Raw genomic sequence first — 23,079 nt, forward strand, 5'->3', positions numbered from 1 at the left:
TTACTTAGCAAAAATAGGTAAATCAGAATCTTCCAAAACGGAAACTGATCATGGCAGTTGTGCCTGTTAAATCCTCGTCTTTAATATTATCTAATTCTGATCCTGAAACATATCTGTAGGTCATTCCAGCACCTAGTCTAAAGTATTTTGTGATATTAAATTCAACTTCTAATCCAGGTTCAGCAACGAAGAAAACGGTATTCTCTATGGTGAATTCTGAATCTGCAGGATTGTTGACAAAAAAATCTTTATCAACTACCTCTAAAGATCCTACTCCTAACACAATTGGGAAACTGATGTGAATGAGCTCTTTGGGAGCAATTGTGCCTCCTATTAAAAGGCCACCATAGCCTCCGTGGAGATTGAGTTTTTTCATTTCAGTTTGACCCTGAACCATGCCATCAAACTCCACATTCGTGACAATGCCATATCCAGCCACTCCAAAAAGGTATCTCCTATTAATAATAAACCCTCCATAAGCACCCACTAAGAGTGCTCTTTCACCTTTCAGGTCGCCAACCTTTAAATCTGCTGCGCCAAACGCATTCAAGTCGTTTTGTTTGCTAAGCAGCGACTTTATTTCTTCATTCTTTGGGTCATAAGTGTCGACATACTTTTGAGCATATGATGAAAATGCTAATAATGATAGAATAACTAGGATAGAGGTTCTCATCGGCTAGAATACATATTTAAATGAAATGGCAGCATCCCAGAACTTAGCCTTCGTATGTCTCATGCCAATGAAATTGAAATATGGTTTTATATCAAACCCAAAGGTCGCAGGAACTTCAAGCCATCGATACTCTATACCTAAACTAGCATCTACACCCATTATGAAAAAGCTCTTTGGCTCGTAGATAAATTCATCTCCTGCAGCATTTGACAAAGTTTTGGATAGGTCATCGAATTTCTCATACCCTACATGCCCTCCAATACCATAATGAAGATAAAATCGATCATTAAATGAAAATTCCATCGGTTCATGAAAGAGGTATTGGACTGCAAAATGCATCCCTTCATTCCTTCCACTTAGCAATAGTTCCACAGCTTCATCTTCAGTTACAAACTTCTTAAATGTTAGACCAGAAGTATGTCCAATTCTTATACCGGAAGATTTTTCATAAAGCTGCTGAGCAGATGACGTAAATGAAATTATGAATAGTATAATTCCAGAGATTAATTTGTGCATGAGTTTCCGGTGGTGACGGTGCATGAAAAGATTGCTCTTAGTCTTTATCTACGAAAATAGGTGTTTCTTTTATGGCTACAATTAGTTCTCCTCCTTCAGCTTCAATAAGTAATTGACTATGTCGTGTATTTGTATTACCAACAAATCCAGATAGTGATATTTGACCCTCTTCAGGAAAATGTTCTTTCTGCATCGTAAGCATACTATTTGGTAGTATCATGCCATCTTCTGAGCCTTTTATGTAGGTTTTAATATAAGAAGCCTGATTCAATACTAAATTGATTTCTGTAGACTTACCCGTTATATCAATACTATTGAAATCTTTTTCTATCCGACTTAAGTAGATATCTCCGTAACTAAAGTCTAGTCGTGCTGAACCTCTCAACAAGTCAGAAGTCAAGTCAGTAAATGAGCCTTCACACATAATTTCCCTTGCATCAAGTAAATGAATTTTGTCATTTCTTGAATTGAGTTGAATTCTGTCGATTTTATCCACTCGAATTTCTGAACTCCCACTTTCTACATTTAATTGATTTGCTTCATCAATTCTCACCTCAGCTCCTCTAAGAGTAAAAATCCCGTCATTTATTATACCAAAAGATGATTTACCAAAGCTATGTTTAAGATTAAGGGTTTTTGATAGGTCATTGGCTTTGATGTCACCATGAGAAATATTTAAATCAACCCGGCCATCTACATTGGCCATGTACAGGTCTCCATATTTATTTTCTATACTGAGCATCACATCTTTTGGAATCCAAACTTGGTAATCAACTTTCAACTTATTGTTACCCATCACTCCCTCAACCTCGCTTAATACGTTACCAAAGAATCCATTTCCACTGCTTATTTCTGTTATCGCAGAAATTACACTCCCGACTTTTCTGAATTTAACCTCTACCCGTGACATAGATTTAGCAACTGCTGATGAATTCTTACCTTCAGCCCGTACAATAACCTCAAATCTGACAGAATCTAGATTCCATGTTCGTACGATCACTTCTCCGTATTTACTTACAACTTCCACTTTTGTGTTCTCAGTAGAGGAAAATGATCTTTTAAAATCACGTTCTTGTCTTACCTGACCAAAAAGTGGTGCAGCAATAAAAATTGCCAGTAATATGTTAAAGCATTTCTTCACTCTTCTCCTTCTCTATTTCTGATAAAATTTCTTCTAATATTTGGAGTTTCAACTGATAGTTTTCCATCATTGCTGTAATCACTTCCTCATTGTCTACATTGTCATTCAAATCCGCTTTTAGCTCAGCAAAGGCAACATCCATCTCCTCTACATCTTTCAAAATACGATCATCGTTCAATTGATTCTTTATCAAATTAATCTTATGATTGATCTCGCTGTTATAGAAATTTTCCATCTCCACTAACTCATTGGGTTGAGAAGAGCTTGTATTTGCGAAAAAAACAGAACCCATTAACACACATGCAAAACATGCTGCAATACCAACGATTTTCCAGGGATTTCTCTGCTTGTCAGAGGGTTGAATTTTATTGGCAATGTTCTTCCACTCATTATCTCCTTCAAATGGATATAATTCAAAATCCTCTCTTGAGTTTTCAATATGTTCTTTTAGACTATCCCGCATTTTGATTCCTTTCCTCTGCTAATAATTTCCTGATCCTCGCTTTAGCTTTACAATACTGTGCTTTTGAAGCTGATTCTGATACACCCAGTATATGACCTATTTCTTTGTGGTCATAACCCTCAAACAAGTAAAGGTTTAATACCGTTTTGCATCCATTGGGCAATAAATCGATTACCTGCAAAATTTTAGAGGCTTGGAATTGAGTATACTCAAAATCATCATCCTCTTCTTCAATAAAATCAGTATTCTCCTCGAGTTGAGAAGTATCCAACTTTCTTTTTCGAATAGCATTAATGCAATTGTTAATTACTATTCTTTTAATCCATGAGCTAAACGTATTCACCTCTCTAAGTGAAGGAAGCTTCTGGAATGCATCAATAAATGATTCTTGAAGCATATCTTTTGCCTCCTCCTCGTCACCCATCATCCGTCGGCATATGTTATACATAGCCTTAGCATAATGACCATAAAGTGACGACATGGCCGCCTGGTCTCCCTGCTGACTCTGTATAATCAGGTGCTTATGAATGGTCTGTGTGGTGCTCACGATCTCTTAAAAGACAATACCTTTTATCAAAGGTTTCTCAATGACAAAAAAATTATTGGTTTCTTGCAAACTTAGATGATATACGCTTTACCTATGAGAAGGTTGATTTAACTCGTTAGAGCCTATATCGATTTGAGCCACTCTTTGGCTTCTTCCAGGGTTTCAAAGTGCTGAGTGGTGAATTCACCACCGGTTCGGGAGTTTTCAATTTTTTTGATGGAAATCTTGTTTAGTGCATTATCTCCAACAATAACTGCAGATGTCCGGAAGCCCTTCGCATAAGCCATTGGATACCACTCCTGGGCAAGCCAGGCCTGGTTTTCTTTACTAACCACAGATGCATTTCGATTATCAGCAATCACCATGCTTGCATTATTCTCAACCAATAAGTCCAAAGCGAAATTGCAGGCCTCCTGAAAATCCTCTGGTTTAGAAAAGCCATTCCAAAACAGACGAATACAATTTAGATCCTGCTCAAGATAGATTTTGCAGTGGCTTTTATCATATTTTAGAGAAGATGTTGACATAAGCTATGTATTTACAAATGATTTCAACTTTTTCCTGTCAATCTTCCCACTTTCAGTCTTGGCAATTTCATCCACCAACTCCACATGTTTAGGGATCTTGAATTTAGCCAGCTTCCCGGCACAGAAATCAAGTATATCGTCCTTAGTCAATGTAGCTGAACGCCCCACAACTATCGCCTTGCCTACCTCACCCCATCGTTCATCGGGAACCCCAATTACGGCCACTTCTTGAATCGATGGATGTGTCTGAAGTAATTTCTCAACCTCAGCCGGATACACATTTTCTCCACCAGAGATAAACATGTTTTTTATTCGATCTTTTACATAAAAATATCCTTCCTCATCCCGAACGAGAATATCTCCAGTTCGGAACCATCCATCTGTAAAGGCCTCTTTGCTTGCCTCCTCATTGTTCCAATACCCGGGAGTCACCACCTGGCCGTTGAGCCAGAGCTCGCCTTCTTCTTCACCTTTCGCCTCCGTGCCATCTTGCTTCATTAATTTCACACCCACGAAAAAATTAGGTGTACCAATAGATCCAATTTTTCTCATGGCATCATCATGATGAAGGGAATAAATATTCGGACCGGCTTCTGTCAGTCCAAAACCCTGACGGATAGGGACACCCTTCGACTCCCACAACTCAATCAGTGGTAAAGGCATTGCCTCTCCACCCACGATGAAATAGCGAACAGACTCCAGACTCACTTCTCCAAACGACCCATCATCAGCCATCATCTTGAGCATAGTAGGAACGCCCATAAATAATGTGACCTCCTCGTCTTCTAGTAAATTAAGCACTGTAGCCGCATCAAATTTTCGTAACAGGGTGAATGATCCACCCTGAAGTAGAAATGGCATTAGCAAAACGTTCCACCCTCCAGTGTGAAAAGGTGGCATACAAATAATTGTATGATCCCGAGAGGTTATATCCAGCCGTATTTGTGTATTTATCGCATTCCAGAAAGCCATTTTATAGGAATAGATCGCTCCTTTTGGAAAGCCCGTGGTACCCGAAGTATAAATAATGAAAAGTGGATCATCATCCTTAATGTCATTAGCATTAAACTCTTCATCACCTAAAACTTTAGAAAGTTCAGAAAAGAGATCCTGCATGTCCCAACTTATGGATGGCTGATATTCCAACTCATTCGAATCTATCAATGAGCTAAACTTTTCTTCCGAGATCACCATTTTTGGCTCACAATTGTTGACCATGTAGCAAACCTCTCTTGGCGACAGTCGATAGTTTAACGGAACTATGATAAACCCCAACTTCATGGCCGCACCCAAAAGCACAATGTATTCCAACCTAAACTCAGACAATACCGCAACCCGATCACCTGGCTGGATACCTTCAGTCTGTAATCGTTTCGCCAGGAAGTTGGAAAGATTGTTGAGCTGACGATACGTAAGACAATTGCCGGTTTCAGCATCAGAAACTGCCACTTTTATGGGAGCATATTCTGCCCATCGCTCTATCCAGTCTTTTCGAAAGCTCATAGATATTTAAAATCTAAATGCAGCACTGGCAAATGCTAGCCCACCACCAGAACCAATAAAGTAGATCAAATCTCCTTTTTTTACTTTCCCAAGTTGGACAGCTTCATCCAACGCCATTGGGATACATGCTGATCCGGTGTAGCCATATTCGTGCATCACCGTATGTGCCTTATCTCTATCCAGCCCCAGCTTGTCAAGTGTTGCCCAAATGCTATTGATATTGATCTGGGTAAACATGAATTGATCTACATCTTCCACGTTTGTTCCGGATCTTTTTGCCAGCTCATTGGCCATGTCTGACCACACATCAGGGTTCAATTCACTTGGAAAGCGCTTGACGAATTTTAAGAGGTGATCTTTATTTTCGACCACCTCCTGAGTCACTGGTTGAAAAGTGCCTCCTGCATAGATGCCCATCCAGTCACAATATTCTCCTTTGGTTCGTAGCTCGCTGGCCAGGTAGCCAGTTCCAGTTTCTTCAGTAGCTGATAGTATCACTGCCCCTGCTCCGTCAGCAAAAAGATTGCAGGTTTTCTTGTCGAGCTTATTCAGATACTTGCTCATCGCGTAAGCCCCGATGACCATCACCTTATTGTAGTTCTCGTCCGCTTTGATGTACTTGACAGCCGTATCCAGGCCGATAACAAATCCCGCACAAGCCGAATTGAGATCAAAAGTTCCGGCATTTGTCATACCCATTTTGTGCTGAACTTTGGATGCAGTTGAGGGAGAAATGTATTCAGGTGTGTCTGTGCAAACAATCAGCAAGTCGATATCTTCCGGTTTTAATCCTGCACGGTCTAAATTGACCTTAGCAGCCTCGATGCAGAGATCGGCTGTGGACTCATCCTCATCGCACCATCGGCGGTTTCTAATATGCACGTTGGCTTCCAGCCATTCCGAAACATTTTCTCCTAAAATTTCATCAAAATAGGTGTTGGGGATAATGTTTTTTGGAACATACATCCCGGTTGAAATGATTCTGGCGTTTCTCATATTATACTGTCATTCCTCCATCCACACTAATTGTTGCTCCATTGATATAGCCAGCCTCTTCTGATGCTAAAAAGCAATACGCATTGGCTATATCTTCCGGCTTACCTAAAGTTCCGGTTGGCACTTTTGATTTCATCATGTCAATGACATTGTCCGGCATGGCCATCACCATATCTGTGGCAATAAACCCCGGCGCTACAGCATTGGCTGTAACTCCTTTTCTGCCAAGCTCGCGCGCCCACACCTTCGTTAATCCAATAACTCCGGCCTTTGTGGCTACATAATTAGATTGACCAAAATTTCCGTAGATACCTACAACGGATGATGTATTTACAATTCGTCCATAGCCCGCTTCTGTCATGTGTGCCTGAATGTGTTTTCCACAATTGAAAACACCCGTGAGGTTCACGTCAATTACCTGCTGCCACTGGTCAGGAGTCATTTTTTTCAATGTAGCATCTCGTGTAATTCCGGCATTGTTAATGAGAATGTCAATTTTGCCATGTTTTTCAATGACCGCTTCTGTGGCCTTACCTACGGCTTCATAGTCTACGGTATTCACTTTTTGAAACGCTCCGTCAATCTCGCTGGCCAACTGATTACCCGCCTCTTCATTCAGGTCCCAAATAATCACTTTGGCTCCTTCAGCTGCGAACTTTTGACAGGTCGATTTTCCAATTCCATTTGATCCGCCCGTCACGATGGCCACTCTATTTTCTAGTCTTTTCATTTATATCAGTATTAAAAGGCCGATAACTGGATGCTACCGACCTCTATTTTGCACAACTCTACTACTTATTTTCCCGGAAGGTCTAGTTTTAATTCTATGCTATATAGTCTTCCAATAAATGGTGATGCAGTGAACTCTCGGTATTCGCTATCAAAAAGATTTGTCACAGCAATCGCACTAGTGAATGTATCCGTAATTCTATATCCGAATCCTAAATCAACATTCACAAAGCCTGCTAAAGGACCGTAATTATACGAATCTGTACTTCTTGCGTCTTCTACAATAGGTGTACCTCTGTAGGTTAAATCTTGTGTTGCAGCAGCAATTTGGAAACTTGAGAAATAGTCATATTCCTCTACCCATCTTACAAATACATTTCCGAAGATCTTGTCCTTATTGTAGTTGATTCCGAAGCTGGCCTTGTTCTTTGGAGCATTCACAAGTAGATCCAGTTTATTTACGGTTCCATCCCCATTGAAGTCATTCTCAAGCTTATCTTCATCTATTGGATAATCGAAGTAAGAGTAATTGAAATCTAGTGTAATGCGCTGATTAACCAAATAGTTTAAGCCAATGTCGAAACCATAGGTGTTGAACTTACCAAAGTTTACATAGGTAGCAACCAAACCACCATATACACCATATGCAGACTGAACGTCTTCAATTGGTGTATCTCCTCTATGTGTTGTGACTCCTACAACTGTTACAGGGCTCAGGAAATTTTCTGAAATATTGTAATAGGCATTTACATCAGCATAAAGCTTCTTTGAGCCAATATTCCCTTTATAGCCAATCTCATAGGTTTGAAGCTTTTCAATGGTTTGTTTCTCAACCTTTGATCCATCTGTCAAAGTAAATCCTTCGGCATTTCCAAGGATCAAGCCTCCAAATAGGTCTCCATACATGTTCAGAATTGTTGGTGCGGCAACTCCCTGTCCGTAAGTGATACGGAATGTTCCACTTTCAACTGTCTTAGTCAAGCCTACTTTAGGCACAAAATTGAAACCATACACATCATGATTATCTGCCCTCAAAGCAACGGTCCCTTTGAATCCGCTTCCAAACGCGTATTGACCCTGGCCATACCATCCGATTTGATCGACAGTTATAAAATCATCCTCATTTTCATCAAGTAGATAGGTTCCGTGTGAATTAGCCATGTCCCGCTGAAACTGAACGCCAGTCACAAAGTTGAAGGCTCCCCAGTTATTGTTATACTGTACTTCGCCATTCCATCTTTTGGAATCATCTATAAAACGAGCTCCTGATTGCAATGATGCTTCTGCTGCTTCTGCCTCTGAAGCCCCTCCATCTCGTGATGCCCAGTATGCCTTGGTTCTGTCATCCAGGGAATGAGTATCTCTGGTATCACTCAAGCTTAAATATGCTTGTGCAAAAATTCTCGGTGAAACATACCGTAGATGAAATGTCTGAATTTTCCAGTCGATAATTTCATTTCGCCCCACATTGGTTGGAGAAAGGTATGTGCTGTTACTTACATCGTATGAAAAGATCAGATCAGAATCATCATTCAGCGTATAATAAAGACCTAAGCCCCCTTTGATAAATTCGAAATCATTATCTAAATCATATTCCTCATAACCTTCTTTGATGCCATCAGGACCTCCATTTCCACTATTATCAGTTCTGTCTATATACACAGAGTCAGCAAACTGAAACTCCTCACCTCGGGTGTATTCAAAGTTGACTTTGAAGGAGAATTTATCATTTAAAATCTGCGCGTGTCGTAATCTACTTGTGAATACATTCTGATTCCCTGCACCAAGCACAACCGTGGTTCCCTCAGAGGCTCTAGGATCTTTAGTGATGATGTTCACTAATCCATTGTGAGCATTAGGACCATACAATGCCGAGTTTGGTCCCAGGATTACCTCCACTCGATCTATGTCTTCTTTAATCTGAGGGCTTAATGGACCAAACGGAAGTCCGGTGGCTACCAGACTGGAGAATCGACCATCGGTCACCTGAGCATTTTTAGCGTTGAAGTTGCTATTGAAACCACGTACATTAATCCCGGTTCCAACCACACCTGAACGGATATAATCAACTCCCTTCAATCGTGATAGCAATTCGCCAGTATTAAATGAACCCCAATTTTCAAGGTCTTTACTAGAAATAATCTCGATAGTAGCAGGTGTCTCAGTAATTTTTTCCGGCTGACGACTTCCGGAAATCACAACTTCTTCACCAAATACGGTTCCTTCTTCCAGTTGAAAATCGATAGTCACAGCTGATCCGCTGACCGATACAGACTGTTCAATGGCCTGAAATCCGACGTAGCTGGCTACCACCACATACGTGCCATTTGCCAATCCTTTTATCTCAAACTTTCCGTTTGGGTCAGTAACATCGCCATTTGTGGTTCCTTTAATCACCACATTGGCACCAATGAGTGCTTCGCCAGTCTCACTGTCAGTGACAGTACCGGTAATGCTTCCTCCCTGAGCAAATATGCCCGCAGAAAGCAGCGTTAAAACGAGGGTTAAGTACAGGTTTTTCATAACTTTAGTTTGTTAGCATTTGTTTAACAGCTCGATTGAAGCCCGCCGGATTATCCATTTGTAACATGTGTCCGGCAGCTTCAATCATTTTAATTTTCACATTAGGTATTTTATTTCCCACTTCAGCTACTTGCTGAGTGGTTACCCCTGCATGCAGATATCTATTAGGAATCAAAAAATCTTTCTCGCCAAAGAGTACATAGGTTGGAACTTTGATCTGGTCCAGCTCCTCAAAAACGGGATGAGATAGCATCCCTTTGACTCCCATCTCTCTCACTTTAGCGTAATCCTTAAACCACGGAGCTTCTTTGGCTTTGATCCGATCCTGGATCATTTCCTCAGCTAAAGGCGGCATATTCACAAAGTTGATCTTGTAGGCAGCTCGTATTTGATCTTCTGTGTGGCTCATCAAAACCGCAGCGCTTGAAAATTGCGTTAGCGTTGAAGCTTCTTCTTCCGTAAATGTTTCAAAACCTGCCGGAGCAGCTAATATCAATCGACCCAGCCATTGCGGATTCTCTAGTGCCGTCACAATACTGACCTGACCACCCATGGAATGTCCAAGCAGAATTACATTATCAAGCTCCAGTGCTTTCACAAATGCATCAAGTGAGCGAGCGAAAAAGTCCATGTAATCCTCCGCATCAAAATCTCTCAACGTAGACTGACCATATCCGGGTAGATCCAGTGCTATACATCGATATGTATCACTCAACCCTTCGATGGTTGGGTACCAATTTTTTATATAACCACCCAGCCCATGCACCATCACAATTACAGGTGCATCCTTTGCTCCTTCTTCCAGGTAGGCGATCTCAATGTCATCGAAAATGGTGACCTTCTTTATGTCATATTTATAGGTAGGCATGAATTCATCATTTTGAGCGAAAGTGAATTGCGCAAAAACCAGGGTCAATATCGTGATCAGGTTCTTCATGCGATTGAAACTTTTTCTCGTCTTGATTTCGCATAAGTATTCAATATCAGACCTATGGCGAGCGAACCTAAAATGGCAAGTGTGGAAGCGATGGCCGGGTTTCTCACTTCTTCCTGCATGTACGGCGTAAGCCTGCCGTAATACACTGAAAAATGAATAATGATGGCAGATACTGAGCTCACAAATGGCACATGTACCGGCACTTGCTTTAGAAAAGTTCCAAAAAGAACGGGCACAAAAGCAGCAGAGAAATAAGCATAGACACCATTCTGCGCAAAAATCCCGACACTCAAATCAGGAGAAACCAATTGTTGCCAGCTGAAAGCAAAAGAAACGGCTGCTAAAAAAATGATTGTGAGTCGATTCAGGATGACCGGCTGAATTCTCGGCTCACCAAATATGGGACGAATAACATCTTGTGTGATTGTTGTGCTTAGGCTTTGGATCAAGCCTTCTAAAGTAGAAAGACCCGCTGATATCAGTCCCATAACCACAATGATTCCAATACCGGCGGTAAATTTTTTCACAACATAAGCTGAAAGTACCCCATCGAGGCTGAGCAGGCTGCCATCATCTGTGAGATTCGGAAACTCCAGTCGGGCATAGAGACCTGCAAAAACCACGAGGAAGAAGAGGAATTCAACAATTACACCAGCAATCAGATACGTATTTACCTGATTATCATTTTTTAAAAGAAGCGATTTAGTGATGATATGTGGCTGACACACAATCGCTATCCCAACCACAACCTGGCAAAAAATTATTTCAAAATAGTCCCTGAATAATGGACTTTGCGGATTTGTACCCTCTGCAAGAACAGGGTCAATTGCTTTAAGCTTTGCAAAAAATCCTGAGATGCCATCAGAGAAATGTTCGTAACCAGAAGTAAGCAAAATAATGGCAACCACTATCATCAGAGAAGCCTGAATCATATTGGTGTATACCATGGAGTTAGCTCCACCAAACATCATGTACCCAAACACGAATACCACTACCGAAATCAAAATGTAGATTTCTTCTACATTCAATGCTTTTGAGAGGAGCTTACTCAGGCCAACACATATCAGCACAATAAATGTGATGAGTAGCAACGATACGAAACCAAAAAAGAGGGAATAGCATTTGTTCTCATATCTACTACCAATCCACTGTGCCATGGTTAGCGCTTTTACTGAAGTTCCTACCTTCCGAAACCCTTTGGTAATCACTATCAATGATATCAGTGCTGATATGGATAAAACCAATCCGAAGGAAAGAAATCCGCTGATCCCGTAATAAGCAATAAATCCTGGATTGATGATGAATGTCGCTGCACTGGTCATAGAAGCCGCAAGAGCCAACCCGACTGCAATCGGGGAAAAAGCAATATTGCCTAGTGCGTAATCTGAAATGTTTTTAGTTTGAATAGCACCTCTGATAACAAAAAAGAGAATCAGCGCCATGTAGGCGATGACTGCTATCCAAACATATTCAGTAAAACTCTCTGAAGCCATATTTTCACTTAATCCAGCTACCAATTTTTACTTATTCAAGCGCTTTGGCAACTGAACTCAGGTGAAGGAAGGTTTTTTTAAGGTGAACAGAACCTTTGTCGTGGTGAAGGAAAAATCCGCAATAAATCGTCGGATTTTTAAATAAAAGACAATATACACTTCTTATAAAGTGTGGAATTTGAAAATTTCATATTATCGAAAGACGCTTCATGAGGTCCTCCCTGTAGGTTTTCCCAATAGGAATGCTCTTATCAGCAATTTGAATGTAATTATCTTCAATTGCCTGTATGTGCTCTACATTCACAATGTAGGAGCGATGTACGCGCATGAATCTAGAGGACGGAAGTTTCTCCTCAAGCGTTTTTAATGAATAGCTCAGGATGTAGCTATTTTGACTGGTCATCAGGATGGAGTAAATATCGTTGGCCTCTATGTATCGGATATCCTCAAACTTTAGCTTCTCCAATCGGTTTTTCACTTTCACAAAAAGATGAGACTCACTGACTACTGTGTCCTCTTTTTGGTTGCCTGCCGCCAAATGATGTCGGTGCAGGGCGATTTCAATGGCTGAAACCAGCTCATCATCGTCAAAAGGTTTGATCAAGTACCCATCCGGATTGGTCAGTTTTGCTCGCTCCAACGTTGCATGGTCTCTGTCAGAAGTGAGGTATAATACCGGAGTATTCGTTTTGCTTTTAATCAGGGAAGTGACTTCTATCCCATCCATCAACCCTGCCAGATTAATATCCATGATTACAATATCGGTGGGTTGCTTGCTCAGCGACTGGAGCAATTCTTCACCGGATTCACTGATGCCTAATATCTCATAGCCGCGCTCCTCAAGTGTAATACTCAAGTTCTTTGCTACAACAAAATCATCTTCGGCGATGAGTACTTTGGTTTTCCCCTCTGACATTCTTCAAAAGTAAACGCAAATTCGTAACTAAATCAGTCACGATTATATTGCAAGTCAATTATTTCATTCTGATGGGGAGAGCTTGTACGTACATTTTTCTATTTATTGGGGTTTTTACCCTCCGGGCCCAAGCCCTGTTTCTCGACAGTCTATTGCAACAGTCAGCAGACTCCAATGAGTTTTCAAATGAAGAATGGTATTGGACAAAAATTGATCTAAACCCTGAAAATCGATACGTAGAATTACCAAACTGGAGCCATGTGGTGGCTTATGGAGATGATGGTATTCACTACACGGGGACAATGATTCCGGGTGATAAAAAAAGCTATTTCTCTTTCAAGAATATCATCCATACAACAAGTGATTCCTTATTGGTAAAACTCAAAGGCGATCACCCGCTCTTTGAATTGGAAGTGGCTTCTGTTAATCAATTCACACCTGACCAATGGAGGTTTCAGGAACGTCAGAGACTAATTGCACACGGTTTGTTTTTTGGCATTCTGATCGTAATGGCACTTTACAACCTCATGATCTATATGGCTGTAAAGGATCAAAGTTATCTGTGGTATGTGCTTTCCATCGTAGGTTTTGCTTTGTATATGGCCTTTTATTATGGGTTTACATTCGAGCACTTTTGGCCCTCAAGACCCCATTGGAATGCATACGTCTTTGCCTTGATCATACCGCTCACAAACATCAGCAGAATATTATTTACCAAGACATATCTCCATACTGGTCAATACGTTCCAAAGTGGAATACGTTCTTTACAATCCTGCTTCTACTCTATTTAACACCTATTGTGATGTGGCTAATAAGCTGGCTGGAAATAAAAGACTGGCTCGTGGAAACCAACCATGTCATTGGGTTTCTTGGAGCAGTCACCATGTCAGCCATTACCATCGCTAGTGTGATCGTCTACCTGAGGGGGTATAAGCCAGCTCTTTGGTTTTTGGTTGCTTTTGCACTATTCAATATTGGTGGCATCCTGTTCATTTTCAGGGAGCTTCACTATTTACCGGATAACTTCTTGACCCGGTATATCATCCAGATTGGTGCGGTTGCTCAGGTGGTTTTGTTTTCACTGGGTCTTTCGGACAGACTTAACCGAACAAGAAAGATGTTGGCACTGGAAACGATTGAAAAAGAAAAAATTGCGCGTGAAAAGGAAATGGAGAAAAAGCAGCTGGCTGAAAAACAAAAAGATGAGCTTGAACGACAGGTAAAAGAACGAACGAAGGAATTGGAAGAAACCCTCAACCAGCTCAAACTTTCAGAGAGTGATTTACGAGAGCTAAACCAAATCAAATCGAAGCTTTTCTCCATTATTTCACATGAGCTCAAGAGCCCGCTAACCACGGTCGATTCATACCTCAACCTTTTCATCAATCATTACAACAAGCTGTCGCCAGATGAAATTTCTGAACTCAGTGATAAGACGCGATTTTCTCTTCAAAATCTGATATTGTTGATGGATAACCTACTCCTTTGGTCGCAGCTGCAGCAGGATAGTTTGACTTTCAATCCTACCAATGTAGACCTTAGAAAAGCACTTGATAAGTCATTGAAGTTGTTTACACCTCTCCTTGAGCAGAAGAAAATTAAAATTGAAATTGAAGCTGGGGTGGATGAAACCATATTGAATGCGGATAAAGACATGCTTGAGTTTGTGGTTAGGAACCTTATTCACAATTCGATCAAATTCACTCCTAAAAATGGAAAGATAAAGATTGTAGCAGAACACGATAGTGATCTCACCAGAGTATCCATCATCGATACCGGAATCGGGATGACCAATGAAATGATACAGAAGATTTTAGATAAGGAGGAAGCTTTTACCCGAACAGGTACAGAGCAGGAGAAAGGTTCAGGAATCGGGCTTCTTATGTGTAAGGACTTTATTGAAAAAAATCAGGGTAAATTGGAAATTAGCGCCAAACAGGGAACTACCGTTTCCTTTTGCCTACCTGGTAGTAAAGTGCACTAAAAACCCCTTTCTTATAAATCTTGATTTCATTTTCCTGAAAATCATTTTTCTTTAAGAAAGACTTTAAGTCGAGTAGTTGGGTTGTTTCAAGATTGGCAAACCATTTAAAGAAAATCAGCATTGATTGTAACAAGAGTGAATTAGTACCTTTCCTATCAAAATCAGTAACAATCAGTTTTCCATTAGGACTGAGTAGCTCCTTGGCTTTAACAATCACCGTATGAAGACTTTGCTCATCAAAACAGTCCAGAAAAAACGGACAGATGATCACCTCATATCTTTTGTCTGTATTAAATTCAAGAAAATCCGTATGAATGAAATTGATTGATCTATGGAATTTTCTTCTTTTAGCTCTTTTCAGCATTCTGTGAGACATTTCCAAAAAATCCAACTCACCACTTTTTGGAATATACTCTAGTAATTTGCCTGTCCCTCCACCAAGGATAAGTACACGATCTTTATCGCCTATTTCCTTCAGATGATAGGCTTGTGCTTTTAGTAGTGATTCTCCAAAAACTAGTTTGGAAAGACAATCATAATAAGGGGCAACTGAGTCAAAATCGTTTACAGCCATTCAAAAAGAATTGGCAATAAAAATACTCCATCGCCTATTGCTCTGTAGCGATGATTGAGTCGAAACCAATCGGAAAAAATGATCATCAATGCATAAATGACAAAACCTGCTATAAAATAAATTGTGATTACGTTGATGGAAAGAACGGCAATTGCAAGACCTATTGAGATCAATAGTAATATGATTTTTTCCAGTTGCTTACCATTAAGTTCTGTTGCAATCGATTGAAACTTGTCTCTTATATCGTCCTCCTTTTCATACAAGCTAAATAGACTAAGGTTCACAAAGGTTAGTAGCACCAATAATAAAAAAACATCCCATCGATAGGTCTGACTAAGTAAAAAAGGCACCATCAAAATCCCGGCAGAATAGACCAGCGCAACATAAATCTCCTTTGAAAGAAATCGCGATAATCGGTGCTGCATCATCAAGTAAACAAATGAGAAGATCGCCAGCGCCAATCCTCCAAGGAAGATCACTAATGGAATGAATAAGACCAGAATGCACAATGCAATCAAAACAAGAACAGCAACTACCAGTAAAGATTTTCGATGATTTTTATGAAATAGATATCGTTCCCTGGATGATCTGATCTTATTCTCTGCATCTCTAAGATGATCAGTGGTATAGATAAGCCAGACAACTCCACCCAGAAGCGCATAAGCTTCCCATCCGGGAGCTACACCGAATTGGGCACAAAAAAATCGGAGCAGTATAACTACTCCGATTACAATATCTATGGACAAAATTTGAGCGGTACGATATGCTCGTCCGATCATTATCCCTGAGCTAATGCCTCGGCACCACCCACGATTTCCAAAATCTCCTTGGTGATGGCTGCCTGACGTGTTCGGTTGTAAGTCAATCGAAGCTCCTTCAATAGGTCATCAGCATTTTCTGTTGCCTTATCCATTGCTGTCATCCGTGCTCCATGCTCAGAAGCATTCGATTCTAATAAAGTTTTATAGAATTGAATCTTAAGCGACTTAGGAACGAGCTCATCAAAAATAAAGTCTTTAGATGGCTCATAGATATAATCTATCTCGCCATTTGATTCTTCCGTTTCAATTTCCTGAATTGGTAAGAATTGCTCTTTTTTTACGATCTGAGTAGCAACGTTTTTGAACTCATTGTAGACAATATCCACTCGATCATATTTACCATCGAGGAAATCTGCCATCACCATTTCAGCCGCCTCTTTTGCATCTGCAAAATTAAGCTTCTCAATTAAGTGAGAATAAGTGTTGATTACGCTGTACTTTCTCTTGGTAAAATGCTCCAATGCCTTCTTTCCAATTGGAAGAATATCCAAATTACCTGAAGCCTCTGCATGACTATATTTTTCAGCAATGAGCGCTTTCGTACCTTTGAAAATACTACTGTTAAAAGCACCACACAATCCTCTATCCGATGTAACCACTACAAGCAGAACTCTCTCTATTGATCGTTCTTCGGAGTATGGATTGTCAGTCGAATCAGATTGACCAGCAGACACATTCTGAATAATTTCAGATAGCTTCTGCGAATATGGCCTCATTTGAATGATACGATCCTGTGCCCTTCTCAACTTAGCAGCAGCAACCATTTTCATGGCTTTTGTGATCTGCTGTGTTGAAACAACTGATTGAATCCTACCTTTTACCTCTTTAAGATTGGCCATCTATTTTCTTATTTTTTATATCTGGAAGCAATGTCTTTAGCGATTTCTTCTGTTTTTGCAACAGCCTCTTCGCTCAATTTACCAGCCTTGAAGTCTGCCAACGCATCCTTACCGGTTGATCTCATTGCATTCATGAATTCAGTTTGGAATTCTTTTGCCTTGTTCACAGGAACAGGGTCTAAGAATCCTTTTGTAGAAGCATATATTATGGCAACTTGCTCTTCAACAGGAATTGGAGAGAACTGCGGCTGCTTCAATATTTCCTGATTCTTTCTACCTCTATCAATGGTTCGCTGAGTTGCTGCATCAAGGTCAGACCCAAATTTAGCGAACGCTTCAAGTTCACGGAACTGAGCCTGATCAAGTTTAAGTGTACCAGCTACTTTTTTCATTGACTTGATCTGAGCATTACCACCCACTCGTGATACCGAAATTCCAACGTTAATCGCTGGTCTGATACCTGAGTTGAAAAGGTTTGTTTCAAGGAATATCTGACCATCAGTAATCGAAATTACGTTCGTAGGGATATACGCTGAAACGTCACCAGCTTGTGTTTCAATAATTGGGAGTGCAGTTAATGATCCGCCTCCTTTTACTTTATCTTTTAAAGATGGGGGAAGGTCGTTCATTTGCTTAGCTACTGAATCATCACCAATTATTTTTGCAGCTCGCTCTAATAATCTTGAGTGAAGGTAGAATACATCACCTGGATAAGCTTCACGCCCCGGAGGTCTTCTAAGTAGAAGAGACACCTCACGATAAGAAACTGCTTGCTTGGAAAGATCATCATATACCACAAGTGCCGGACGACCAGTATCTCTGAAGTACTCACCAATAGCCGCACCAGTCATTGGAGCATAAAACTGCATTGGAGCAGGATCAGATGCAGAAGCATTCACAATAACCGTATAAGCCATTGCTCCTGCTTTTTCAAGCTGAGCCACGATACCTGCTACGGTAGAGGCTTTCTGACCGATCGCCACATAAATACAGAATACAGGTTCTCCTTTATCGTAGAATTCTTTTTGATTAATGATAGTATCGATAACAACAGCAGTCTTACCAGTCTGTCTATCTCCAATCACTAATTCTCTTTGGCCTCTTCCAACTGGAATCATTGAGTCAATAGACACAATACCCGTTTGAAGAGGCTCACTTACAGGCTCTCTGTAAATAACTCCTGGAGCTTTTCTTTCGAGTGGCATCTCGAAAGTTTCGCCTTCGATTGCTCCTTTACCATCAATTGGGTTACCTAGTGTATCAACCACACGTCCGCACATTCCGTCACCAACCTGGATTGAAGCAATTCTTCCAGTTCTTTTAACTGTATCGCCTTCATTTACATCTGCAGAGTCTCCAAGAAGTACTGCTCCAATATTGTCCTCCTCAAGGTTCAATACAAGTGCATTCAATCCATTTTCAAATTCCAGGAGCTCACCTGCCTGAGCATTGCTTAAGCCGTAGATTCTGGCTACACCATCACCTACCTGCAAAACAGTACCTACTTCTTCAAGTTCAGCTTCCGTCTTGTGTCCGGAGAGCTGTTCTCTTAAAATTGCTGAAACCTCATCAGGTCTTACTTGTGCCATAATTTTATCTGTTTATCCCGCAGATGCAGGATTGGATGTAATTTATTTTTTTGAAAACTTCAGTTTTAAATCTTTTAATTGTCCGCTTACACTCTCGTCTATTTGACGATCTCCCACTTTCAATATATATCCTCCTACAATTTCCGGATCAATTTTTCCTTTAAGAATAGGCTCTTTACCAGTTACTTCTTTAGCAAGTTTCTCAAATGCTTTTTTCATTTCAGCATCTAGCTCAAAACTTGTGGTAACAGAAACTTCTGCCAATCCCTTTTTAATGTTGTATAAATGCAAAAACTCCTCAGCTATTTTCTCCAGAAGCCTCTCTCTACTCTTTCTAGTTATAATATCAAAGGCTTGAAGTGTAAGATCATTCACTTTTCCAGTGAAGATTTTCTTTAGAATCTCAGCCTTGGTGAGATGAGGAATGATGGGGCTCTTAAGCATCAATGCAAAATCACGGTTTTCTTCACAAACAGTGATAAAAGCTTCCATGTCAGCCTTAACAGCATCCAAGACTTTCTTCTCTTCAGCCAATTCAAGAATTGGCGTTGCATATCTGATTGCTATTCTGCCTTCTGACATAGCTTAATTAACTTTAACTTCTTTGATGAATTTCTCTACTAGAGCTTTTTGAGACTTATCATCAGAAAGTTTTTCTCTAAGCACTTTTTCTGCAATCTCCAATGACAATGAAGAGACCAAATTCTTCACTTCGGTAAGTGCAGCCTTCTTCTCAACCTGAATAGCATCTCTTGCATCTTCAATCATTTTCGAAGTGATATCAGATGTTTCAGACTTTGCCTTTTCTATGATATGGCCAGCTTCCTCTCGAGCTTCCTTAAGAATGGCATCTCTTTCAATTCGAGCCTCCTGAAGCAAATACTCGTTATCCGCCTGAATTTGTTTCATCTCTTCCTGAGCATGCTCTGCTGCTCTGAGAGAATCCTCAATTTGGAACTCACGAGTTTTCAGCGCGCTAAGAATTGGCCTCCAAACAAATGCACGGAGTATGAATAGTACGATCAAAAAAATGATCAACTGCCAAATGATCAATCCTATGTCTGGTGTAACTAGTGCCACGATATATATTATTTAATAATGAATGTCTTTTAAATAAGTCTGGCCATGCCACCTAATGTGGTCATAGCCAAACTTGTTTTGGAAATTAATTTCCTGATCCAGCCAATAGTCCTACTACAACACCGAATAAAGCTGCACCCTCAATAAGGGCTGCTGCAATAATCATCGCTGTTTGGATTTTCCCAGCTGCTTCTGGTTGTCTTGCAATACTTTCTGTCGCTCCTTTACCGATCAAACCGATACCAAGTCCTGCTCCTAGTACTGCTAAACCTGCTCCAATTGCTCCCATAATTATTTATTTATTAGTTATAAAATTGGTTCCAAAATATTAATGATGCTCTTCCACTGCCTGTCCAAAATACAGTGCTGAAAGAAGCGTAAATACATATGCCTGAAGTACTGCAACAAACAGCTCCAGCATATTCATCACAGTGGCAAATAATGCCCCAACAACTCCAATAGTTAAGCTTTCAAAAATGAATGCCAAACTGATGATACTTAAGATCAAAATGTGACCCGCAGTGATATTCGCAAAAAGACGAATCATCAGCGAGAATGGCTTTGTAAAAATTCCAATAATTTCTACTGGCCAAAGAATTATATATAATAATAATTTTCCTGCCCATGGCATTGATTTCCCAAGAGGATCAACAATGTGTAGCCAGTAAGTTTTTCTTCCGGAGAATAAGGTGATGATCAGAGTGATTACCGCTAGTGTTAAAGTCACAGAGATATTACCTGTCATGTTTGCAGCCCCTGGCAAAAGCCCTAAAAGGTTACCAAACCAAATAAAAAAGAAAACAGTAAGTAAGAATGGCATAAATCGTTCAAACTTAGGCCCGATGTTATCCTTAGCAATATCGTCTCTTACAAAGATGATTATCGGTTCGAAAAAGGATTGAATTCCCTTTGGTGCCCTCCCCGCATTCTTTTTATATCCTCGCGCTACAGCAGAAAAGACCAAAATCAAAATCGCTGCGTCTATGAAAAGGAATAAAACATTTTTCGTAATTGATATATCAAACACATGACCACCGCCTTCAAGCGTAATGTGATCATGATCCATCACGTATCCACTATAGGGTACTGTTTCATGTTTCTCGTTGAAGAAATTCTTTGATGAAAAAACATCCAGTCCTTTTTCCTCTGAATATACAATTACTGGAAGATGAACGGTCACTCCATGGGTGATCTCCCATACATGAGAATCTGAAATGTGATGGTTGATTAATTCACTTGGATCAAATTGCTCCTCTTCTCCATCTTTAGAACCACCACCGGCGAATACTATTCCTGGTAAAACAAGTAATAAAATCGCTAAAAACTTATTGATTTTCAGAAAGTTAGATTGCTTCAAAATGGAGCCTTTTTTCATCAGATTTTCGTTCGTTCCTCAATTTCGGCGCAAGTTAGTCAAAGCCTCAACTATTTCAAAGATCATGTATACCAAATAGATGCAAATGAACTGAATAACTAAAGAAAAAAGATCCTCCTTAGTCAACATCAGCACTAGGATGAAGACCATAGAAGAGAGTAATCGTATTACAACCTTTACTAAAGAAATCTGAACAGCCCATTCCTGAGGCACCCACTGATCTATTCTAAAAAGTACAAAGGCTTGAATTGAAAAAAAAACCACCATTAGATTCCATGCTGGATGTAGGTTTAAATTCTCTTGTAAAAAGTTTAAGGCTAGCAATGCAACCGTGATTATTCCAAGTAATATCCACTTTTTCATTTAGAGAATTTTAGTAATAGCCAGATTGTTCCCGCTAATGAAAGGAATACTCCAAACAGTATAAATATGGGACTTGTGCTGAGATAATCATCAAGATAAAAACCAGCCAAAATTAAAACGAGGTTCATAACCACCAGCTCAAAAGCCAGGGCATAGAACCTCATAAAAGATTTACCTTCAGATGTTTTTTCTGAATCAGGCGTTAATTGCTTGTTGCTCTTTTTCTTCGGGCTTTCCAATTTTTATCTCTTTGCTCTTTACGCCCATTTTACATTTTCCATTGAATGTCGCCCCTGATTCAACAAGGAGTTTATTGGTAATGATATCACCGTCAATTGTTGCCGTAGCTTTCAAAACAAGTTGTTCAGTAACTTCAATTGTTCCAGTAATGTGACCGGCTACTTCAGCATTTTGTGCCAAAACACTTCCATCTACTTGAGAGGAATGTCCAAAAGCGGCTTTGCTCTTGGTTTTTATGTCTCCAACCACCTTACCCTCTACGCGAATGTTTCCAAAAGTCTCAATACTTCCATTCACAATCGTTCCTTTCCCAATAATGTTGCTTGAGTTGCTTAACTCTTCTACTTCTTTTTGATTCTTATTTAACATAGCGTGACTTTAAAGTGCAATATACTCTTGTGGGTTCACAGGATTCCCATTGTGCCATAATTCTAAATGCAAATGAGGACCCGAAGTTAATTCGCCTGTATTCCCGATAGTGGCCACTACTTCCCCAGCAGCCACAAAATTACCAACGTTTTTAAATAATTCCGAATTGTGCTTATATACTGAAATTAAATTGCCTGGATGTTGAATTGCTAAAATATAACCTCCATCCAATGTCCAGGAGGACATAATGACTACACCGTCAGCAACAGAGCGCACTGGCTCGTTTTCTTGTGCTACTATATCTATTCCATAGTGATCATCCTTTGGATTAAAGCCATCTGTGATAATTCCATCAAGGGGACTAAACAGATAAATATCCCTTAATTCATAAATATTTGCAGAAACTGCAATTGGTAGAGCGGTGAGATCAGCCAGTTCTGACCCTTCGAATTCAGCTCTGAATTGAGAGTCAACAGGCTGTAGTGTTTCTGTCAATTCTGCTGGTTGAAGGCTTGATTCAGGGCTAATTTCTACATTTTGATCAATTTCTTCACCTGCAATTATTCTTCTAATATTATCAATATAAATGTCCTTATTACTTACTTCCTGTTCAAGAGAATCTATGGTCATTGATAATTCTAAAACTTGTCTATTTGCTACCATTTGAGCATGACGCGGATCAAGCCATTGCTCTAATGCCACTGTGACCAGGTATACTGAAATAGCCAAAATCACCAGACCCACTCCTGCAAGGAGTAAAAAAAGTCTTGCGTAATTGAAACTAAATGTTGTCTTTTCCGCAAAATTCTCTTCATTGCGGATAATGAGCAGGTATTTATTCGTAAGCCAATTACTAAATGTCTTTCTTGCAGCCATGGGT

At 40.0% G+C, this 23,079-nt stretch carries 26 protein-coding genes; 1 reads left to right on the forward strand and 25 read right to left on the reverse strand.

Annotated elements, in window-relative coordinates; translation table 11 throughout:
- Positions 1-22: 22 nt before the first annotated feature.
- From ACOMC3_RS15840 to ACOMC3_RS15900, 13 genes are all read right to left on the reverse strand, one after another.
- Positions 23-673 carry a hypothetical protein gene (locus ACOMC3_RS15840; RefSeq protein ID WP_420316860.1) on the reverse strand — a complete coding sequence of 217 codons (651 nt, stop codon included), beginning with the start codon at positions 671-673 and terminating at the stop codon, positions 23-25.
- 3 nt (positions 674-676) lie between these two features.
- Positions 677-1,189 carry a hypothetical protein gene (locus tag ACOMC3_RS15845; protein ID WP_420316861.1) on the reverse strand — a complete coding sequence of 171 codons (513 nt, stop codon included), beginning with the start codon at positions 1,187-1,189 and terminating at the stop codon, positions 677-679.
- Positions 1,190-1,226: 37 nt separating this feature from the next.
- Positions 1,227-2,330 carry a hypothetical protein gene (locus ACOMC3_RS15850; protein ID WP_420316862.1) on the reverse strand — a complete coding sequence of 368 codons (1,104 nt, stop codon included), beginning with the start codon at positions 2,328-2,330 and terminating at the stop codon, positions 1,227-1,229.
- Positions 2,314-2,793 (reverse strand): hypothetical protein, encoded by a 480-nt coding sequence (locus ACOMC3_RS15855; protein WP_420316863.1) that lies wholly within the window; start codon positions 2,791-2,793, stop codon positions 2,314-2,316. The genes ACOMC3_RS15850 and ACOMC3_RS15855 overlap by 17 nt, the downstream gene beginning before the upstream one ends.
- Entirely contained in the window at positions 2,783-3,340 is a 558-nt protein-coding gene (locus ACOMC3_RS15860) for an RNA polymerase sigma factor (protein WP_420316864.1), read from the reverse strand. Before ACOMC3_RS15860 ends, ACOMC3_RS15855 begins: the two co-directional genes overlap by 11 nt.
- A 122-nt stretch (positions 3,341-3,462) precedes the next feature.
- A complete protein-coding gene (locus ACOMC3_RS15865; protein ID WP_420316865.1) occupies positions 3,463-3,867 on the reverse strand; it encodes a hypothetical protein in 405 nt (134 codons plus the stop codon).
- A gap of 3 nt (positions 3,868-3,870) precedes the next feature.
- A complete protein-coding gene (menE, locus tag ACOMC3_RS15870) occupies positions 3,871-5,370 on the reverse strand; it encodes an o-succinylbenzoate--CoA ligase (protein WP_420316866.1) in 1,500 nt (499 codons plus the stop codon).
- 6 nt (positions 5,371-5,376) lie between these two features.
- Positions 5,377-6,366: a 3-oxoacyl-ACP synthase III family protein gene (locus tag ACOMC3_RS15875; protein ID WP_420316867.1), complete on the reverse strand. Its 990-nt coding sequence runs from the start codon at positions 6,364-6,366 to the stop codon at positions 5,377-5,379.
- A gap of 1 nt (position 6,367) precedes the next feature.
- Complete coding sequence (locus ACOMC3_RS15880) at positions 6,368-7,096, reverse strand: beta-ketoacyl-ACP reductase (protein ID WP_420316868.1); 729 nt, start codon at positions 7,094-7,096, stop codon at positions 6,368-6,370.
- Between the two features lie 65 nt (positions 7,097-7,161).
- Positions 7,162-9,618: a TonB-dependent receptor gene (locus ACOMC3_RS15885; protein WP_420316869.1), complete on the reverse strand. Its 2,457-nt coding sequence runs from the start codon at positions 9,616-9,618 to the stop codon at positions 7,162-7,164.
- A gap of 4 nt (positions 9,619-9,622) precedes the next feature.
- Positions 9,623-10,555, reverse strand: a complete 933-nt coding sequence (locus tag ACOMC3_RS15890) for an alpha/beta fold hydrolase (protein ID WP_420316870.1) — start codon at positions 10,553-10,555, stop codon at positions 9,623-9,625.
- A complete protein-coding gene (locus tag ACOMC3_RS15895; protein ID WP_420316871.1) occupies positions 10,552-12,048 on the reverse strand; it encodes a sodium/pantothenate symporter in 1,497 nt (498 codons plus the stop codon). Before ACOMC3_RS15895 ends, ACOMC3_RS15890 begins: the two co-directional genes overlap by 4 nt.
- Positions 12,049-12,235: 187 nt before the next feature.
- Positions 12,236-12,964: a LytR/AlgR family response regulator transcription factor gene (locus ACOMC3_RS15900; protein ID WP_420316872.1), complete on the reverse strand. Its 729-nt coding sequence runs from the start codon at positions 12,962-12,964 to the stop codon at positions 12,236-12,238.
- Positions 12,965-13,116: 152 nt separating this feature from the next.
- On the opposite strand from ACOMC3_RS15900, the gene ACOMC3_RS15905 reads away from it, so the two are divergent.
- Positions 13,117-14,949 (forward strand): 7TM diverse intracellular signaling domain-containing protein, encoded by a 1,833-nt coding sequence (locus ACOMC3_RS15905; protein ID WP_420316873.1) that lies wholly within the window; start codon positions 13,117-13,119, stop codon positions 14,947-14,949.
- Here the strand turns inward: ACOMC3_RS15905 and ACOMC3_RS15910 are convergent.
- The 12 genes from ACOMC3_RS15910 to ACOMC3_RS15965 form a co-directional block, all read right to left on the reverse strand.
- The gene (locus tag ACOMC3_RS15910; protein WP_420316874.1) at positions 14,909-15,523 is read right to left on the reverse strand and encodes a class I SAM-dependent methyltransferase; all 615 of its coding nucleotides are present in this window, start codon (positions 15,521-15,523) and stop codon (positions 14,909-14,911) included. The genes ACOMC3_RS15905 and ACOMC3_RS15910 overlap by 41 nt on opposite strands.
- Positions 15,514-16,302 (reverse strand): hypothetical protein, encoded by a 789-nt coding sequence (locus tag ACOMC3_RS15915; protein ID WP_420316875.1) that lies wholly within the window; start codon positions 16,300-16,302, stop codon positions 15,514-15,516. Before ACOMC3_RS15915 ends, ACOMC3_RS15910 begins: the two co-directional genes overlap by 10 nt.
- Positions 16,302-17,183, reverse strand: a complete 882-nt coding sequence (atpG, locus tag ACOMC3_RS15920) for an ATP synthase F1 subunit gamma (protein WP_420316876.1) — start codon at positions 17,181-17,183, stop codon at positions 16,302-16,304. Before atpG ends, ACOMC3_RS15915 begins: the two co-directional genes overlap by 1 nt.
- An 8-nt stretch (positions 17,184-17,191) precedes the next feature.
- Positions 17,192-18,772 carry a F0F1 ATP synthase subunit alpha gene (gene atpA, locus ACOMC3_RS15925; protein ID WP_420316877.1) on the reverse strand — a complete coding sequence of 527 codons (1,581 nt, stop codon included), beginning with the start codon at positions 18,770-18,772 and terminating at the stop codon, positions 17,192-17,194.
- 42 nt (positions 18,773-18,814) lie between these two features.
- Positions 18,815-19,354, reverse strand: a complete 540-nt coding sequence (gene atpH / locus ACOMC3_RS15930) for an ATP synthase F1 subunit delta (protein WP_420316878.1) — start codon at positions 19,352-19,354, stop codon at positions 18,815-18,817.
- A gap of 3 nt (positions 19,355-19,357) precedes the next feature.
- Complete coding sequence (locus ACOMC3_RS15935) at positions 19,358-19,852, reverse strand: F0F1 ATP synthase subunit B (RefSeq protein WP_420316879.1); 495 nt, start codon at positions 19,850-19,852, stop codon at positions 19,358-19,360.
- 85 nt (positions 19,853-19,937) lie between these two features.
- Complete coding sequence (gene atpE / locus ACOMC3_RS15940) at positions 19,938-20,141, reverse strand: ATP synthase F0 subunit C (RefSeq protein WP_370088894.1); 204 nt, start codon at positions 20,139-20,141, stop codon at positions 19,938-19,940.
- 39 nt (positions 20,142-20,180) lie between these two features.
- Positions 20,181-21,227, reverse strand: coding sequence for a F0F1 ATP synthase subunit A (atpB, locus tag ACOMC3_RS15945; protein ID WP_420316880.1), 1,047 nt, complete (start codon positions 21,225-21,227; stop codon positions 20,181-20,183).
- 18 nt (positions 21,228-21,245) lie between these two features.
- Positions 21,246-21,590 carry a hypothetical protein gene (locus ACOMC3_RS15950; protein ID WP_420316881.1) on the reverse strand — a complete coding sequence of 115 codons (345 nt, stop codon included), beginning with the start codon at positions 21,588-21,590 and terminating at the stop codon, positions 21,246-21,248.
- Positions 21,587-21,754, reverse strand: coding sequence for an AtpZ/AtpI family protein (locus ACOMC3_RS15955; protein ID WP_420316882.1), 168 nt, complete (start codon positions 21,752-21,754; stop codon positions 21,587-21,589). Before ACOMC3_RS15955 ends, ACOMC3_RS15950 begins: the two co-directional genes overlap by 4 nt.
- A gap of 31 nt (positions 21,755-21,785) precedes the next feature.
- The gene (locus ACOMC3_RS15960; RefSeq protein ID WP_420316883.1) at positions 21,786-22,199 is read right to left on the reverse strand and encodes a bactofilin family protein; all 414 of its coding nucleotides are present in this window, start codon (positions 22,197-22,199) and stop codon (positions 21,786-21,788) included.
- Between the two features lie 9 nt (positions 22,200-22,208).
- A complete protein-coding gene (locus tag ACOMC3_RS15965) occupies positions 22,209-23,075 on the reverse strand; it encodes a M23 family metallopeptidase (RefSeq protein ID WP_420316884.1) in 867 nt (288 codons plus the stop codon).
- Positions 23,076-23,079: the final 4 nt, after the last annotated feature.

This window comes from Ekhidna sp. (genome assembly GCF_965212185.1).
GTDB lineage: Bacteria > Bacteroidota > Bacteroidia > Cytophagales > Cyclobacteriaceae > Ekhidna.